This is a genomic window from Marinococcus sp. LNHM4E3-1 (assembly GCF_056034405.1).
Map to the genome: position 1 here is coordinate 103,733 of NZ_JBQLID010000009.1, position 17,072 is coordinate 120,804.

Here is a 17,072-nt window from a genome sequence, read left to right on the forward strand (position 1 = left end):
TTTTTATTCAATGACATCACGTGCGGGGGAATCCTGCGACAATTCAAAGTTGTAATTAGCGGCGTTTTTATACTGCGGATTCACGTAACGGGAATCGTTATTACTGCCAATCAGGGACTGAAATTCATTAAGCGTCGATACCTGCTCGTTTTCCCAAATCCAGATGCCTTCCTTGCCCTTCTCCCGGTGGTACACATTCTGGTCAAATTCGTTATTCGTGTTATCTTCAAAGTAATTAGCCACAAACACCCGGGAGCTTCCTGCTGTTAATATATTGTTTTCAATCCTGTTGTTTTCCGTATCATTCTGCAGCAGCAGCTGGCCTCCGTCCAAATCGTTTGTATCATTACGGTATATAATGTTTTCTGTAATCGTGCTGTCTTTTGTCCCGCCTCTTTTTTCGTCATACCCGCCGATGGAGATACCGGTAAAGTTGTTTTCATAGACGGTGTTCCCGATAATCCGGATATTGTCCGCCTGTTCCCCGTCCTGCTCCGAGGTTGCTTCAATACCCAGGTCATTCCTGTATACCGTATTGTTCTGAATATCAATGTCGCTGCCGCCGTCTACATAAATGCCTCCTGCGGCATAAACATCCCCCTCGCCATATGCAGGATTGCCATACGAAGAGTTGTCGTAGACGGTGTTGTTTTCCACGATTCCATTCCGTGTGTAATCAAGATCCGGGTCGTCTCCGACCTCCTCGTAGCCGATCATGTCAATTCCAATGTTATCGTTATGGCGTACTGTATTCGAAGCAATCGTAAAATCTTCTACATTTCCATTTAGCACAACCGCTTCGCTTGAGCCGAGTATAAGATTTTCCACCGTGTTGTTAATAATTTCGACATTGGTTATCGCTTCCCGGCCGTATACCGCAATACCGTGAGCATTTCCGCTGTCTGCGTTTGTTTCAATCCCGCGAATATGGTTGTTATCGAGTGTAATTCCTTCGGCGCTGTCATGAACGAAAATACCTACTGGGGTTTCGTTGCTAATTTCTGTCGATAAATTCTGGATGGTGAATCCACGAATGGTGATATGATTCTGGTTTTCTATGCGGATCATTGCTGTTATACCTGCTTCATCTTCCATTTCTTCACCGCTTAAAATGACTTCTTCGTCTTCATATGCCTCAAACGTAACCGGATTCGAGGCGCTGCCGCTTTGTGATACCTCCAGCGGTTCTTCGTACGTGCCCCCTCTGACATATACGATTGTTCCAGGCTCCGCCTGTTCAGAAGCTGCGTTCAACGTCTGCAGCGGTGCCGATCTGCTGCCGTCATTACTGTCGTCCCCGTCCGTCGCTACATAAAGACAGGAGCTAGCGGCTGCCTGGGTGCATTCCGAAAAAATTAATACTCCGGCAGTAATACCCGCTGCAATAAGAAGCGTCAGGGCTATCCATAGTTTTTTCATTTAATCTGCTCACTTTTTGTCAAAGTTACCCTGAGTGTTCTGCACAGGGATGGTACTGTTATTTATTATACGTCATAACAAGAGTTTAGTCCTAGTCCCTGCCTGGAATTTTATTTTTTATTAAGCCGATTCCAAGCAATATTAGCCCGAGGGCAAGGAGTACTGCCCCGACGTAAGCAGCATATATAAATGCGTTTGGCTCTGTAGCTTGTGGGTCCAATACTGAAAAGAAAAAACCGGCTGGCAGCAGTATGGCTGACATCGGAATACTGTGGCGTATAAAGCGTTTCGTTTTTGACCCATAGGAAGTATAGTCCACATATAAAAGTATGACCAGTGAAAGGATAAGAAGCACTCCTGCGTGCGCATGTCCGGCACGAAAGAAATCCTGCCGGAGCGTATTCTCTACATAACCTGCATCCTTAGAAACAATCATTTGAAGCAGACTAACGCCTCCGTAAATAACTGCAGGTAATACTATCACCAACCATCCTGCTGTTCTGCGGCTCTCTTCTTCCACTTTTTCTCCTCCTTGTGCACCTGGTTATTTTCCGGCTGTCCGGTTCAATCGTTCTTTGGCTGTACCGGTCGCTTTGGTTACTGGCTCAGTGCTAAGAGCTTTGCCGCGCCCAAAGGACGGCATGTTTACATAAATCGATTCGTATGCCCCTTTTGGCACTATATACGTTTCGTGGTAAATCCCTACTGCGTCATTTCCTTTAGTTCTTTTATTAAACGTCCGCCACGCCTTCAGATGCTTCGGCTCCTTTGCGTATGCCAGCAATTGTTCTTCGGAATTCCAGTACTGGATCATCATCGTTGCTGGCAACTGAATATAGCTTTGTAAGCCCATGCAGCCAAGCTCTTTGTTTATTGATAATTCTTTGATCATTGGGGGCATTGCGAGCAGTACCGGCAGCCATTTATGCACCTCCCGCCATCTGTTGATTCTCATTCCTATTACAAACACAGTCACTTCCTGATCCCCTGTCGTGGTATACCTGCCGGTCATAATTTCACTGGCCATCCTTTTCTCCCCTTTCGCTGTAGTTCTCCCGAAAATGACAAGCTTTGCTCATCTTTTCTTTATCATACCCTCTTTTTTTTGATGCGGCTTCCCTTTCATAAAAAAACTCTTCAGCTGTTTTAGCCGAAGAGCTATTATTAGATTTCCACCATTTCGTGTAGCGTTGTCCGGTTCCGCCCTTTTTGTTTCGCATTATATAACGCACGGTCCGCCTCGTTAATCACCTCTTCAGTATCCCGGCCTCTTTCCCATTTCGCTATCCCGATTGATACCGTTACCGGCACCGGTTCTCCGCAGTGGTGCAGGGCCTTTATATTCATCTCCTCTTTTACCATCTCTGCCAGCCTTTCCGCTTCTTCATCACCTGAAACGTCTGCCGCTGCCAAAAACTCCTCCCCGCCCCAGCGGGAGACAAAGCCTGTATTCTTGAGGTTTGCCGTAATAACTTCCGAGACATGTATGATAGCTGCATCTCCTACCGCATGCCCGTATTGGTCATTGATTGATTTAAAACAATCAATGTCGATCATCATGATATAAAAGGAATCGTTCTTTTCCATTTTTCCAGACATCAGTTCATACATCTTCCGCCTCGTAAAAAGCCCTGTGAGTGCGTCAGTTGCGGCCATATGTTCAAGCTGCCGGTTCATTTGATATAAGTTCTGGATCATTTGATCAAAATTATTACGGAAAATCGAGCCGAGCAGCGCTATAATACAAAGCGCCCCCACCATATTCGCTTCCGGCAAAACGAAAGCCACAATATCATTTTCCACAGGGGGCATGCCTGCAGTAATTCTGTATAATCCCATATACAAAATTATAATAATTACAAAAGCCATAGGCTTTACCCCGCGAATCTGCGGAAAAAAGAACAGAACATAGGCAGTAACAATCATGTAATAATGAAAGCCCGTTCCCCAGCCAAGTACCAGCGTAGCGACAACAGCATGGGCCATGACTTCTGTAAGTACGAGGAAAAAACATGTTACATAATTTCTTTTTTTCATTAAATAATAGGCAATTACATATGCAAGGCAGCTGATTACATTCACAGCAGCCATCGTCTCAAATTGCAGCCACCAAAAGCCTAAGAGCCACACCATGTGAACAGTAAAGGCAACGTACACACCGTACTTGATAGTTGTATGATATAACTGCACTTCTTTATTTTGTCCACTCAAGAGCCAGCCCTCCCCTCAGCCACAAACTGCGAACGGTACAATTCTTTTCTTAACAATAAAAAAATATACTTAGTATTTTATTATAAATTATATAGTTCTTTAGTCTTATAATATCATTATTATTACCCATTGTCTTCTAATTCAAACGTTTCGCATGAAAATTTTTTCATACTCAACCATATAAAAAACCGCTTTTCAGCGGCTTTTTACCTTTTATTTATTTGCCAACATACACAGACTGAGGCCGGATGATCCGGTTATCCTTTTGCTGCTCTTCAATATGGGCACTCCAGCCGACACTTCGTGAAAGGGCGAACGTTGGAGTGAATAAACTTTTAGGAAGCTTGACGGCTTTTAAAACAGCGGCTGCATAGAATTCTACATTAGTATAAAGCTTTCTTCCCGGCTTGTATTCCTCCAGCAGCTGTACCGCCTTTTGTTCCACATAATACGCAGTATCAAGCCAGTCATTTTCACCTGCAATGTTTTCACATATCTTTTTTAACGCTTCTGCTCTCGGATCTGTTGTTTTATATACCCGGTGGCCGAACCCCATCAGCCGCTCCCCGGACTCTATTTTCGCCCGCAGCCACACTTCTGCGTTTTCTTTCTCTCCTATAGCTTCAAGCATATCAATGACCCCTCCCGGTGCTCCTCCGTGAAGCGGGCCTTTCAGGGCGCCAATTGCTCCGGCAGCAGCTGAAAAGAAATCGGACTCTGTAGAAGCAATCACCCGGGAAGTAAAGGTGGAAGCATTCATGCCGTGCTCCATCGTTAAAATTAAATACGCTTCGAGCGCCCGGATCTCTGCTTCTGCTGGCTTTTGCCCGTGGAGCATATATAAATAATTCGCCGTATGGGAAAGGTCCGGGTCCTCCTGCACAATTTCTTTTTGCTGAAGCGAACGATGTCGATAGGCGATAATGACTGGCAGCACAGCAATCAGCCTTTCAGCCTGATCACGCAGTGGTTCTTCCAATAAAGGCTTTTCTGCCAGCGCAGACACTGCAGCCTCGAGAACACTCATCATATTCAGGTCATGAGGAAATTGCTCAATCATCTTACAAATATGCTCCGGCAGCTTTCGTTTTTTCTTCAGCGAGTCTGTAAATACTTGCAGCTGCTGTTCATCAAACTTTTCTCCTTCAAGCAGCAAATAAGCGGCTTCTTCAAACGAAGATTCAAGTGCTATGTCTCCCGCGGGGCGACCCCTGTAAATGAGCCTCCCCTTTTCCCCGTCGACCATACTTACAGCAGTTTCGGCAGCAACTACATTTTCCAGTCCTTTTCCTTCCATTATATTTTCCTCCTTTATGATTGTTACATTAAGTCTAGCGCAGGTATATAATAATAAACATTAAATAAATTCTTCATTATTAATAATATTATGTTATTAAAAAAGGAGGCTATCATGAAAATAGAGTGGCTGGAGACGTTCACTACCGCAGCTCTATATGAGAATTTCCGCGAGGCGGCGGAAATTCTTTTTATTACTCAGCCGGCGGTAACTATCCATATCCAAAATCTCGAAAAGCAGCTCGGATTTAAATTATTTGTTTCCAAAGGCCGCCGGGTCACACTGAGTCCGGACGGACGCCGGTTTCTTCCGCATGCCCAGGCTATTCTTAAAAGTTATCATTCCGGACTCGAGGACATGGAGCAGTGGCAGCAGGGTAAGACACGCACACTGACAATCGCCGTTTCCCCGCTCCTTGCGGTATCGATGCTTCCCCGGGTTATACGCAGGTTTATAAAAACCTATCCGCACATTGACGTAGTCATCGACGTTCAGGAATCAGCTCTCATTGAACGCCGTCTCCATGATGGCTCTGCCGACATCGGCCTTTCGCTGCTCCCGGCTTCTGGAGGCGATACGAACCAGAAACTGCTGCATCAGGAACCAGTGCTTTTAATCGCCCCCCATGACGGAGGTGATGCTGAAACAGCTCCGCCCCTCGACAGCACAGACGTCCTGACGAAAAATGTCGTTTTCACCTACAATCACCCCGGTTATTGGGAAATACTGCTTCGAAAGCTGCGGGCCCGCTTCCCCGCTCTGCAGACGATGGAGGTTTCCCAGAGCCACGTAACGAAACGGTTTATCGAAGAAGGGCTCGGCGTGTCTTTTCTCCCCCGTTCTGCAGTGAGAAGGGAACTTGCTGAAGGACGGGTCCTTCATGTGGACGCCCCGGAATTCGACCTTCCGCAGGCTTCAACCTACCTTTTGTATAAGTACACAAGCGAAGAGATCCTTCAGTTTCTTGATTATGTATAGAAAAAGGTGCCGGCTTCCCGCCAGCACCTACTGCTTCCATTATTAAAAGCTTTCCTTCAGCCATTCAAGAAAGAGCTCGTAATCCTCCTCTACCCGCTCTTTGTAAAACCTCGACCATGTAACCATTTCCTCAACAAAAATTTCTTCGTTGTCTCCAATGGCTTTTAAAATTTCATCTTCGCTGTGATAATCAAGCAGCCCCTGCTGAATATCAATATCTGCCCGGGCATGAACTTTTGCTGATATTTTCCCCATGGTTTTCACCGTACGGTGCATCCGTTTCGGCTTCTCCAAATGCTTGCTTTTTAAATCTTTGTCGTACGGTGACCGTTCCCGTACGTAGTAGTCGCGGTGCTGCAGCGTGAAGTAGCCTAAATAAGGGTCAGCCAGATGGTGCATCGCCCGCTGGGTTTTGATTACCCGTTTACCCTGATGCTTATTTGTGGTCCAAAACGTTTCTTCATAAGGAAAAAAGTAAGCTGGAATCGGCGTCCGTGCTTCTTTTGCTTCCAAAATAACATGGTCCTCTCCGCCTTCAATTAAAATGTAAAAACGCTTTAGGCCGGTGGAACCAATGCCGGCTCCGGTCTTTTTCACTATATCCTTGATTTCATAATGCTCTTCGCTCCGGTAGCTTTCCTCTGCCAGACTGCCTAAATATTGATCCCAGATTTTAACTATTTCCTGATACTCTTTGTCGGTTACCGAATCCAGTTTTGACTTTTCTCTCTCAAATACATGGTCGCCGCTGTCATTAATGAAAGTCTGCTTTTCGAGCTCATGGGTGGCTTTTCGGTCCTCAAGCTTTTCGAGCGTCTTTTTTATTGGCTGCTTTGTGTTTTTTGAAGTAAACTGCGTTTTCACAGGATCTTTTTTGCCTTTTTTAAACTTTTTCAGACGTTTATGATAGGCTTCTAAATACGTCCGCACAAAAGCGTCCCGCTCCTCATCATCAAATCCCTGCTGCATCGCGAACAGCCGGATGCTGACCACCATACGGAGTACATCATACAGATAAGAACCAAGATATCCCTCATCAAAATCATCCACATCAAAAACAATTTCTCCGTTTTCATTTTGAAAGCTGCTGAAATTCTCCATATGCATGTCGCCCATAATCCAGGTTGGCTTATCTTCTGGTGTATGATGCCGGAACGGGATATTTACTACATCGTAGTAAAACAAATACGCACTTCCCCGGAAGAAGCTGTAGGGATCCTGCTTCATCTTGACATATTTCGCCTTGCGGCGCGTTTTGTTCAGGTTCATCAGCCGGTCATCGAATTGATCAAGAATGGTTGCCAGCGTCTGCTTACGCAGATATTTTTTTGTCGTGTAAAAATCCAGTTCTTTATTTTGTTCTGACACCAAATCTCTCCTTTTTTATGAATTCCATTATTTTCTATCATACCATGTCAAATCGCAGGTATCACTTACCCTCTTTTTCCCTTTCCTATCCTCTCTGCTTTTGTGCTACAATCACTTTAATCTACGCTACTAATCAATAAAGAAGGTCTTTGTATGTTTAATGACTTTAAACGTGTGCAGTCGGCGTGGCTGCGCCTTTTTGTTACTGCAGCAGCTGCCTGCGTTGGCGGCTTCTTCTTTTCCATGCTGACTATTCCTGTGCCCTGGCTACTCGGGCCTATGGCAGTTGTATTACTTCTTTCAAAGCTGCCGCAAATGCAGATGTATTGGCCACAGCCCCTTCGGAATACCGGATTAATCATTGTCGGCTATACGATCGGCCTGGCTTTTACGATGGAGACCTTTTATCAGATCGGTTCCCAGCTGCCGATGATGATCGGACTGACCATGCTGCTTCTCCTGTTTTCCGGATTAATGGCCTTCGGATTTGCCTCTCTTTCCGGGGTTTCCCTGCCCACGGCTTTGACCGGGAGCATTCCGGGAGGCCTCTCCCAGATGGTCACTCTCGCGGAAGAAGAAAAGCAGATTGATATTACGGTCGTAACGTTCATGCAGGTGACCCGGATCATTTTAATTATGTTTCTGGTGCCCGTGCTTGCAGTGAGCCCGCTATTTACAGACGGAAACGCGACGTCCGGAGGAAGTTCCGTTCAGACAGCGGCGTCCTGGGACAACCTTTTTCCTTCTGCTCTTCTGTTTCTTGGCCTTTGCCTCGCCGCTGCCTGGACCGGCCAGAAGCTACGGCTGCCCACCTCCTATATGCTCGCTCCTATGCTTGTAATGATCGGTGTTACGCTTATCGGCCTACAGGCGCCGGCTCTCCCGGTTGTCGTAACGAACGGGGCACAGCTGTTGATTGGTACTTACTTCGGTCTGCTGCTCCGGCCCGAACAGCTTCAGCATAAAGCAAGGATAGGAGCCTTGACCATAGCCGGCGGGGTCGTTCTAATCGCCGGGGCGTTCAGTCTCAGTCTGATTTTGGAGCATATGCACCATGTTTCTCCCGCTACTGCCCTATTAAGCCTTGCTCCCGGCGGCATGGACCAGATGGGCATTATCGGCCGGGAAGTGAATGCGGACATTTCAATTGTCATCTGCTATCAGCTGTTTCGCATTCTGTTCATTTTTATAGCCGTACCCCCAATACTTCGGTGGCTATTTAAATGGATTAGAAAGCGCGGGTCATTGAAAGTATAAAAATATTCCCTTGCCTTTTATCAGGGCGAAGGGATATTTTTTAATGTTATTCATAATTTGAATAATTTTCAGCTACCTCCAGGTCCTTTTTGAAAAAGCTGCCCGGCGTGTATTCAAGCTCCGTGAGCGCAAGCCTTTCTTTAAAATACTGCTCGAGCTCTTTATCCGTGCAGTAGATAAAGCATCCTTTCTGCCCTCTCGTCATTAACGTCCGGTAGGTGTTCCGGATGATTTCATCGGCAAGGTTCCCGGCTTTTTCGGGCTCTTCCTTCATCATTTTTTTGATTCCGCGCAGCGACTGATCCGTTTTGGCCCGTTTCGTATAATCGGTCTGTACTTCTCCGTCCCGATACACGAGATCGTCCCCGATAATGACCCCCACATAATCGAATTCGAGTCCCTGACATGTGTGAATGCAGCCCGCTTCTGTAACTGATCCTTCATCAATGGCCCACGTATTGGAGGTATCGAGGTTCCAGCTAATGCCAAAGCCGTGCTCCGGAAGTGTAATGTCGTGCGAGTCTGAAGAAGACCTCTCCTTTTTTGGCCATTCCCAGCAGTAGCCTGCCACGAGCCTCGCCTTGTTGTTTTGTTCATTTAATGCAGCAATCGTTTCGTACAATTCATTCGGATCGCTGAACACCCTGAAATCGTAATCCTTTCCCATGAAATGCTCATTGGCTGTTTCCCGGATGCCGAGCGTATCGTCCACCCAGGCCAGGTAGCCGTCGGAGCCGTTGCAGCGAAACTGGGAGGCAAGCTTCATCCGATGCAGGACGCCTCCTGCCTGCTCGGTGAATGCTTCGATTTCCTTCGTCGTTCCCGCATCCTTTAAAGTAACCCGCTGGTGTTCATCCATAAAAAATACCGCCAGCTTCGACGTATGAATGATTTCTTTCATCTGATTTTCACCGAGATTTTGAAACAAGCCGGACTTTTCATTTAAGCGGTGGGCTTCGTCTACGACAAGCACGTCCAGTTCATCCTTCGGCCGGTCCACATAGCTGCCTGAGCCCTTGAACAAGTTATCGATATGAGTTTTGCGGTAGTCTTGCTTTAACTTATTGGCATACACATTTCTTGGCGCTGAATTTTTTGTCACATACTGCACGGTTTGATTTCTATTCGTCAGCTCCACCAGCAGATTCACCGCAAGTACTGATTTCCCCGTGCCCGGCCCGCCTTCGACTACGAGCACCTGCTTGGTATCCGTACGTTTCGCTTTTTCTGCGAGCTGGAGGGCTGTTTCGTATACGATCTTCTGGTCATCAATCATCAGAAATTCATCGTTTCCTGCGAGCATGCTGTTCAACGTATCCTGCAGCGATTTCGACGGCCGGATTTTCCCTTTTTCGATTTTATAAATATTTTCTTTGTTGTCCCCGTGCGTCAGATATTGTTTAATAAATGCGCGGAGCTCGCCGGCCCCTCCCTTTGCAAATACAGGAGCCTGCTCTACATAATAGGTATAGACGTCGTCGGTGAGCGGTTCATTTTCCGACTGTAACAGATAGTTATGTAAATAAGCGCACGGATGCAGCTCAATATGTTCCCTTTGGACATTTTCATTATAATCTTTAATAAGAGAGGCGTACGACCAGGCCTGATAGGAAGGATGAGTTGTTTCCACGAGCCCTCCGCCCATCACCGTTTTAACAATAGCTTCTTTTCCCTCAATTTTTTCCGCCCTGCTCCACTGCTTCAGCTCGACAATAACGATAGAGGGGTCATTGTTATTTTTGCCTGATATTAAAAAATCCACCCGCTTCGCCGTATACGGAATTTTAAATTCAATCGCGACACCGGCATTGTCCGGGATCCCGTCATCCATCAGCACCCGGTACATGTACTGCATCGAATTATCCCAGGACCGCACCTCTGCTTCGTTGATTTTACCTACCTTGGACGTGTAGTTGCTGCATATATTGGTAACGAGTTCATCGTGAAAAACATCTTCCAGAAATTCATGTTTATTTGCTTCGTAAACGATCAGGCTAAAGCTCCTTTTAGCTTGCAAAATGAATAAAAAATGTTTCGTTATAAGCATTTTATCACTGGTTTTCGGCTTTAAACACGATGGCAGCCGGACGGCTTTGCAGAATTAAAAGCAGCTGTGCTGCCATATAATCCGGTCAGTGTTCAAAGCCTTCCCGCGCCCACTCGACAATCATACCCAAAATGGCGTGGGAGTGATACCCGGCCTGGAGCTTCCGGTCCATGTCTTCGTTATTATCCGCATGTAAGAGATCGCTTAGAACGAGATCCCTGAGGACATCGGCCAATTTGTTCTGAAACCCGTTCAGCATGTTTGAGGCAAAAACAAGTGTATAAAAGCGTTCATGCTTTAACACATGCTCGAATATTTTTACCGAAGAAATCGTTAGTTTCGGCACTTCAAGCACTGCTTTGCTTTTATAAGGCTGCCTGAACGCCTCCTTCAGATCTGCCGTGACCCCGTCCATGATTTCTTCAAGCAGTTGTTCTTTATATTCGTAATGTTTATAAAAAGTGCCCCGGTTGACATTAGCCCGCTCCACAATATTTGTAACGGAAATGGATTTAAAGTCCTTTTCCACCATCCATTCCAGCAGAGACTGCTGCATTGCCTTTTTTGATTTTTTCACTCTTCGATCTGTATTTTCAGAGAATGACTTCATAAGCCCCCTCCTCCCTTCTTTTATTTTAAATTTATAAACAAAAAAACCGTCATTTGTTTACTAATCAACAATACATCCTGGTTTTGATGATTGTATTTAAAGACCTGCATCTATTATACTACAAATAGAATCAAGTTATTGAACAGATGTTGAATAAATAATCAATTTGTAAGCGAATACATTAATATTGGGGGGTAAAGTCATGAAATTACAGGCAAAAACGGCGGTAGTAACTGGCGCCGCATCGGGAATGGGGAAGGCAATCGCTGAGCGTTTCGCTGCTGAAGGAGCAAAGGTGATTGTAGCAGACGTGAATAAGCAGGGGGCCGAGGAGGTGGCGGCATCGATTACTTCAAACGGCGGTACCGCCCAGGCAGTGGAAGTGGATGTAACCAGTACTGAGGATATTCAAAACATGATTGATACAGCCGTCAGCGTTTACGGCACTCTGGATATTCTGGTCAACAACGCAGGTATTATGGACGGCATGGAGGCTGCCGGAGATATCAGTGACGAAAAGTGGGCCCTCCTGTTTGATATTAATACGAAAAGCGTCATGCGTGCTATTCGTTACGCGCTTCCTATCTTCCTGGAAAAAGAACGGGGCGTTATTATTAATACCGCCTCGACCGGCGGATTGAACGGCGCTCATGCCGGAGCAGCCTATACAGCTTCAAAGCATGCCGTCGTCGGTCTGACTAAAAATACGGGCTTTATGTATGCAGACAAAGGCATTCGCTGCAACGCCATCGCCCCAGGGGCAGTACAAACCAACATTGGCTCTACAATGAAGGATATGAATGAATTCGGCGCTTCCCGGACCCAGAAAACCCAGTCCCTTATTCCGCGTGTCGGTCAGGCCGAAGAAATTGCGAACGCAGCATTGTTTTTAGCTTCTGATGATGCAGGTTTTATCAACGGCACAGTATTGACCGCAGACGGCGGCTGGACAGCAGGATTTTAAAGTAAATGCAGTCTCATACTAAAAAACGACCCCGATTGGGATCGTTTTTTTAGTATTCATTTGCAATCATGAGCTAGTTTCCCTGTTTGGGGCAGTTTTTTGCTCTCTGCTTTTTCGTACCGTACCATTTTTTCTGCGGTGAAAAATCACGTTCAACTCCGCTCCGATCATGAGTACGAGACCAGTCAGGAAAAACCAGAGCAGCAGAATAATAACACCACCGAGGCTGCCGTAGGTAGCCGAATAGTTTCCAAAGTTGCTGACGTAAAAGGAAAAGCCGAGTGATACGATCTGCCACAAAAGCGCAGCGGTTATGGACCCTACCAGTATTTCCTTCCACTTTAAAGTTTGATTCGGCGCGAACCGGTACAACAGCAAAAGCATGAGTGTCATAACGGTCACAGCAATCACCCAACGGAGCACCTGGAATAAAATCTCTGTCTGCGCCGGGAGACCAAGAACAGAGCTGATCATTGAAATCAGGACATTCCCGAATATCGGAAGCACCAGGGCCACTACGATGGTCAGGATCATACAGATCGTGAGCGCAATGGCAATCAAACGTACCTTGATAAACGAGCGTGTCTCCTCTACGTCGTAAGCTTCATTGGAGGATTTAATAAACGCATTTATGCCATTGGAGGCGGACCAGAGTGCGCCGAGCAGACTGACTACAAATAAAATACCGCGCGGCTCCTGTACCAGGGTTGTAATATTTTCCTCAAACAAAGAAGCAGTATCCGAAGGTGCGACAGTGCCTATAAAGCTGACTACGGAGTTAGGATTCAAATTTAATAACGGCAGAATCGTCAACGCGAAAATAAGCAGCGGAAAAATGGAAAGAATATAATAATACGCCTGGGCGGCGGCAAGTAAAGGCACATTATCTTCTTTAAATTCGGTCATCAAATCCGAGATGTATGGCTTTATTTTTTTCACATGTGTACGTCCTTTCTATAAATACGATAGCTTTCATAAGCACTGGATGCCTGATAAATAATAAAAATTCCTGAAACAGGTTTCTGGCGCTATGCTCCCTCTCCTTTCGTTTATTAATTGACCGCCACGGGGCCGCTTCTGCTTTTTAAGCAATAAAAAAGCCAGAAAAAGAGCATATCTTTTCCTGGCTTACAGAACAGCTGTAACTGTCTGTTGCTGCCGATGCTATTTAGTTATTGCCTGTGTTATGTTTACCTTTCCAGACGAAAATCAAAACGTATTATTTTCAGCATATCAAATAAGAAGCAGCGTCTTTTATAAATGGTCCCGAAAATCATTCTCTTTAGTCCCCATAAAACATAAAAAACCCTTCCTGCCGGCGTAGGAAGAGCTTTTTCTATGGAGAAGCCACCATTCTATGTGCCTTCCATCTATTATGATACGCTCCTCCCCCTTCAAAGTAAAAGAGAACGATTAAAACCGTGGCCCTGTGGATTAAAATGAATCAATTTAACGATTTTTTTGGAACTAACCTGCTGCTCATACAAATTTTGCACTTTTTAATTTCTATGCTTAACAAGATGTTATTTAAAGGGCAAATAAAGGTATTTTCTTATATTCGAAATTTCAAAAGGTATCTAGTTGCAGTTCTTTAGTCGCAATAAATAGAAAATCTGTATATAAAAAGCTCATTTGATAGTATAATAGTAATCAGTTAAGAAGAACCCCGCTTCTTACAAAAGGAGACTTTATGGAACATCAACAAACTGAAGCCCAAATGATTGCAGCCTACACCGGCAAAGCGTTGAGGGATCATTTTGGAAAAGGCCCAATCAATATTCATGTTTCGTTTAAGCGGCCATTTTTAATTATGTATGTGAAAGATTTTTTAGGACCAATGGAAAATATTTTATTGCAGCAAAATGAAGAACAGCGTATTGCGAAATCAAGAGAATTTATTATGGATGAATTTTGTCCCCGAATTCAGACAGATATTGAAGATATGATAAATGGAACAATTAAAGAATGGTACTTTGACTGGAATTTAAAAGAACACAGCGGTATGATCTGGGCCGTAATGGATGAAGAACCGCCAAAAAAAATGCCGTGGCCGGGAGAACTCAGTCAAAAGGCCTTTGAAAGAAAGATCGTGAATCTGAGTATTAAAGGCCAAAAAGAGCCCGACCATACGAAGGCTTATTGGGTTGATGAACGCTCAGTTATCGTTTACCGCTCTGGTGTGTTCGTCGAAATTGAGAAGGAACTCATTCACGCGGGCTTTGAAGAGCAGTTGAAAATTGCCAAACGGCCAATGGAACGGCGGCTGTTTCAGGAAGAACATATGGAGCCGGTGCTGCAGAGAAAAATCACAGACGTATTCACCGACTGGAATTTTCGTGCAGATAAAGGCTATATGGTACTGGCATTGGAGCCGGAAAAAAAGAGATAGTTCGCAGGCATATCGATACTCCGAGCCAATTTCTGGGCTTTTCTATAAAACAAAACGTTTAGGGCGGAAATGAATAAGGTATAAGTGACATTAGTCAAACACTCATTATTGGTGGCAGCAATGTTTTGAAATAAAGCAAAACATGAGCCGGAAAGGTACCAGTGCCTTTTCGGCTCTTTTTTATGCATATGGAAAAAATTAGCTTGGTAACAATTTTTTTCACTGCCGATAGAAATTTTATTAGCTGTTAAGGCTGTAAACTATATATCTAAAATGGAGGTTCCGCCATGAATATACTATTAACCTCGGCAGCACGCCGAATAGATTTTGTTCAGTTTTTCCAGGAGGCGATGAACGGATTAAATATTGAAGGGACAGTCATTGTCACTGATCCGGATCCTGGAGCCCCAGCGATCCAGCAGGCAGACAGATCCTATGTTACGCCGCACCAGACGGATGAAAACTACCTGGACACGATCCTTTCGATCTGTGAAGATGAAGGGATTAAAATGCTCATTCCATTAAACGACTGGGAAATCACCAAATTTGCCCAATCCCGTCATGAACTTGAGCAGTTGGGGGTAAGAGTTTTTACACCCGAGGTTTCCACCGTACAGGCGATGAGAGACAAGCATCAATACCGGGAACTCCTTGGCAGATTCGGTGTCGCGGCGCCAATTTCCTACCTGACGGTGGAGGAAGCAGCGAAGGGAATTGAAAACCAGGAGGTGACCTGGCCGCTGATTGTTAAACCGCGCAACGGCTCGGCTTCGGTCGGCATTAACATTGTCTCCTCTTTTGAAGATATGCAGTTTGCCTACAAGCAGGCGGTAGATGCGGTCAAAAACAGTCCGATCGCTGATGATTCCATTCATGACCCCGAAGACAACATTGTGATTCAGCAGGTCGTGGATGGAGAAAAATACAGTGTTGACATCGTTAATGACCTGGAAGGAAATTATTTAACCACTCTGGCCCTGAAACAGCTCGAAATGCGCGGAGGCGACGTGGATAAAGCGATATCAGTAAAAGACGAAGCACTGATGGAAGTAGGCAGAAAGATTGGAGAAAACTTGAAGCATATCGGCTACATTAATACTGATGTGTTTTATGATGGCCACGACTACTATGTGATTGATATTAATCCAAGATTTGGAGGCGGATACGCCCTCTCCCACGCTGCCGGAGCAAATATTCCTTCAGCCTACATCGCGTTGGCCGCAGGCAAAGAGCTTCATCCGGAATGGCTGAATGACAAAGAAAACATCGGGCTTGCACGGTTTGACCGGGTCGTAAAAATTGATAAAAACAAAGGAATTCATACGGCACCGGATGAGACCTCATCTACCGTGTGAACGACCCCACCTTTTTCAATATAATAACAAATTTTCGCGAGGAGGCTCAGAGTGAATGAAACGATTCCTCTTCTAAAAGCATTAATCAGCTATAATACGTCGAGTCTGCCCGGCGTTAATGCAGCAATGGAATTTTGTAAAAAGTGGATGGAAGACCGGGGCCTGGCGGTCCAAAAGCATGAAAATAACGGGCATTCCATGCTCGTATGCGAAGTCGGAAACGGAAGTCAAACCCTGATTTTTAACGGGCATCTGGACGTCGTCAAAGGCAAAGAAGAGCAGTTTGCTCCCTACGAAAAAGACGCGAAGCTTTACGGCCGCGGTTCGGCAGACATGAAAGCCGGGCTTGCGGCTATGATGTCTGCGATGGTACGCCTGAAAAAAATTCCGGCGGGCTGCAAAGTACAGCTGCAAATTGTTCCCGATGAGGAAACCGGCGGCCGTAACGGTACCAGTTATTTAGTTGATACCGGCCATAAGGGAGACTTTGTTATCTGCGGAGAGCCTACCGGCCTGGGGATCGCTATTCAGTCCAAAGGTGTTCTGCAGCTGGATATTACTGTCACCGGCTCCTCCACACATGGAAGCCGTCCCTGGGAAGGAGAGAACGCGATCGAAAAAGCATTTGCGCTCTATGAGCGCATTAAGCAGCTCCCTTTTTCCAAGGAGCGCTCAGAGTTATACGCCCAGCCTTCTATAAATCTGGCCAAAATCCAGGCTGGCACCGTTTACAACAAGGTTCCGTCCAAATGCGAATTTTCGCTTGATATCCGTTACCTGCCGGACCAGCTGCCGGAGGATATTTTACAGCAGATTAACAGTCTATCCGATGATGAAGTGTCTGTGCATATCTGCAACGACCCCGTAAATACGGAAGTTGATAATCCTTATGTTAAAGCGTTATCCGATTCCATCACCCGCCATACCCAGCTCGAGAAGGTGAATATTTTCGGTCAGCACGGATCATCGGATGGACAGTACTTTACGGTTTACGGCATTCCGGCTGTTGAATTCGGGCCTGTCGGCTACAACTGGCATGGAGACAATGAACTTGTTTACACGAGCTCCATCCCTGAATACGAGAATATTTTAGTGGATTTTGCCGCAAGTTTTTCCACAGTCCCGCTGCCCGTAGTCAATAACGATTAAAAAATAGGACCGGCTTGACTGCCGGCCC

The 17,072-nt window shown here is 45.6% G+C and carries 15 protein-coding genes; 6 read left to right on the forward strand and 9 right to left on the reverse strand.

Annotated elements, in window-relative coordinates:
* Positions 1–3 precede the first annotated feature (3 nt).
* The 5 genes from ACTRXI_RS11235 to ACTRXI_RS11255 all read right to left on the reverse strand — a co-directional run bounded on the left by ACTRXI_RS11235 (position 4) and on the right by ACTRXI_RS11255 (position 4,927).
* A complete protein-coding gene (locus ACTRXI_RS11235) occupies positions 4–1,419 on the reverse strand; it encodes a right-handed parallel beta-helix repeat-containing protein (RefSeq protein ID WP_474262527.1) in 1,416 nt (471 codons plus the stop codon).
* Between the two features lie 91 nt (positions 1,420–1,510).
* Entirely contained in the window at positions 1,511–1,939 is a 429-nt protein-coding gene (locus tag ACTRXI_RS11240) for a hypothetical protein (protein ID WP_474262529.1), read from the reverse strand.
* 24 nt (positions 1,940–1,963) lie between these two features.
* Entirely contained in the window at positions 1,964–2,446 is a 483-nt protein-coding gene (locus ACTRXI_RS11245) for a DUF4188 domain-containing protein (RefSeq protein WP_474262531.1), read from the reverse strand.
* A 137-nt stretch (positions 2,447–2,583) separates the two neighbouring features.
* Positions 2,584–3,630 carry a GGDEF domain-containing protein gene (locus ACTRXI_RS11250; RefSeq protein WP_474262533.1) on the reverse strand — a complete coding sequence of 349 codons (1,047 nt, stop codon included), beginning with the start codon at positions 3,628–3,630 and terminating at the stop codon, positions 2,584–2,586.
* Positions 3,631–3,847: 217 nt separating this feature from the next.
* Entirely contained in the window at positions 3,848–4,927 is a 1,080-nt protein-coding gene (locus ACTRXI_RS11255) for a citrate synthase (protein WP_474262534.1), read from the reverse strand.
* A gap of 114 nt (positions 4,928–5,041) precedes the next feature.
* On the opposite strand from ACTRXI_RS11255, the gene ACTRXI_RS11260 reads away from it, so the two are divergent.
* Positions 5,042–5,905: a LysR family transcriptional regulator gene (locus ACTRXI_RS11260; protein WP_474262536.1), complete on the forward strand. Its 864-nt coding sequence runs from the start codon at positions 5,042–5,044 to the stop codon at positions 5,903–5,905.
* Between the two features lie 42 nt (positions 5,906–5,947).
* Here the strand turns inward: ACTRXI_RS11260 and ACTRXI_RS11265 are convergent, their stop codons facing one another.
* Positions 5,948–7,273 (reverse strand): DUF2252 domain-containing protein, encoded by a 1,326-nt coding sequence (locus tag ACTRXI_RS11265; RefSeq protein ID WP_474262538.1) that lies wholly within the window; start codon positions 7,271–7,273, stop codon positions 5,948–5,950.
* 153 nt (positions 7,274–7,426) lie between these two features.
* On the opposite strand from ACTRXI_RS11265, the gene ACTRXI_RS11270 reads away from it, so the two are divergent.
* Positions 7,427–8,530, forward strand: a complete 1,104-nt coding sequence (locus tag ACTRXI_RS11270; protein ID WP_474262540.1) for an AbrB family transcriptional regulator — start codon at positions 7,427–7,429, stop codon at positions 8,528–8,530.
* 46 nt (positions 8,531–8,576) lie between these two features.
* On the opposite strand, the gene ACTRXI_RS11275 is transcribed toward ACTRXI_RS11270, so the two are convergent.
* On the reverse strand, positions 8,577–10,523 hold the full coding sequence (locus tag ACTRXI_RS11275) for a DNA/RNA helicase domain-containing protein (RefSeq protein WP_474262588.1): 1,947 nt from the start codon (positions 10,521–10,523) through the stop codon (positions 8,577–8,579).
* Positions 10,524–10,662: 139 nt separating this feature from the next.
* The gene (locus ACTRXI_RS11280; protein ID WP_474262542.1) at positions 10,663–11,187 is read right to left on the reverse strand and encodes a TetR/AcrR family transcriptional regulator; all 525 of its coding nucleotides are present in this window, start codon (positions 11,185–11,187) and stop codon (positions 10,663–10,665) included.
* 202 nt (positions 11,188–11,389) lie between these two features.
* On the opposite strand from ACTRXI_RS11280, the gene ACTRXI_RS11285 reads away from it, so the two are divergent.
* Positions 11,390–12,151, forward strand: coding sequence for an SDR family oxidoreductase (locus ACTRXI_RS11285; protein ID WP_474262544.1), 762 nt, complete (start codon positions 11,390–11,392; stop codon positions 12,149–12,151).
* A 66-nt stretch (positions 12,152–12,217) separates the two neighbouring features.
* Here ACTRXI_RS11285 and ACTRXI_RS11290 read toward each other — a convergent pair whose 3' ends face one another.
* Positions 12,218–13,090, reverse strand: coding sequence for a YihY/virulence factor BrkB family protein (locus ACTRXI_RS11290; RefSeq protein ID WP_474262546.1), 873 nt, complete (start codon positions 13,088–13,090; stop codon positions 12,218–12,220).
* A 751-nt stretch (positions 13,091–13,841) separates the two neighbouring features.
* On the opposite strand from ACTRXI_RS11290, the gene ACTRXI_RS11295 reads away from it, so the two are divergent.
* From ACTRXI_RS11295 to ACTRXI_RS11305, 3 genes are all read left to right on the forward strand, one after another.
* On the forward strand, positions 13,842–14,540 hold the full coding sequence (locus tag ACTRXI_RS11295; RefSeq protein ID WP_474262548.1) for a Na-translocating system protein MpsC family protein: 699 nt from the start codon (positions 13,842–13,844) through the stop codon (positions 14,538–14,540).
* A gap of 287 nt (positions 14,541–14,827) precedes the next feature.
* On the forward strand, positions 14,828–15,895 hold the full coding sequence (locus ACTRXI_RS11300) for an ATP-grasp domain-containing protein (RefSeq protein ID WP_474262550.1): 1,068 nt from the start codon (positions 14,828–14,830) through the stop codon (positions 15,893–15,895).
* Positions 15,896–15,946: 51 nt separating this feature from the next.
* Complete coding sequence (locus ACTRXI_RS11305) at positions 15,947–17,044, forward strand: M20 family metallopeptidase (protein ID WP_474262552.1); 1,098 nt, start codon at positions 15,947–15,949, stop codon at positions 17,042–17,044.
* Positions 17,045–17,072: the final 28 nt, after the last annotated feature.